This is a genomic window from Thalassotalea sp. G20_0, from assembly GCF_017744175.1.
Lineage (GTDB): Bacteria > Pseudomonadota > Gammaproteobacteria > Pseudomonadales > Endozoicomonadaceae > Endozoicomonas.
Genome location: NZ_JAGHQV010000479.1, coordinates 1 through 567, shown reverse-complemented (window position 1 = coordinate 567; position 567 = coordinate 1). Strand labels below are relative to the sequence as shown.

General features: G+C 42.0%; 1 protein-coding gene. It reads left to right on the top strand.

Annotated elements, in window-relative coordinates:
* The coding region (locus J7438_RS27140; protein ID WP_209279121.1) for a restriction endonuclease subunit S at positions 1–567 on the top strand (567 nt) is incomplete at both ends.

The following is a 567-nucleotide window of genomic DNA, read 5'->3' as shown; positions in this document are numbered from 1 at the left end:
ACCTAACTCCTGATTGCAAACTTCTGGGCAAACCAGCCTTTGTTGATAGAGAAAATCTATTGCACAACCAGCGAATTGGGAAGGTTTTATATAATCAGGAGAAAATTGATGGAGAGTTTCTCTATTGGATTTTCTTATCTGAAAGTTATGAAAGCTGGATGAAGGACACCGCAACGGGGTCAACTGTCAGACACACATCTGTAAAAAGCATAGGTTCTGCTTTTATTCCCATTCCACCAATAGCAGAGCAAGAAGCCATTGCCAAAGCCCTGAGCGATATGGATGCCCTAATCCAGTCGCTGGAGCAGCAGATCATCAAAAAGCAGCAGATTAAGCAAGGGGCTATGCATTCACTTTTAAACCCTTATGATAAGGGCGGAAAACGAAAGTCAGGGTGGATAAAAACAACGCTTGGTCGTATAGGTACCTTTTCTAAAGGAAGCGGTGTTACTAAAGAGCAAGCCCTTTCAGGGAACATCCCATGTATTCGATATGGTGAGTTATACACGAGACATAATAATGTTATCACTTCATTTCAGTCTTATATCTCTGAGAGTGTCTCAGCCT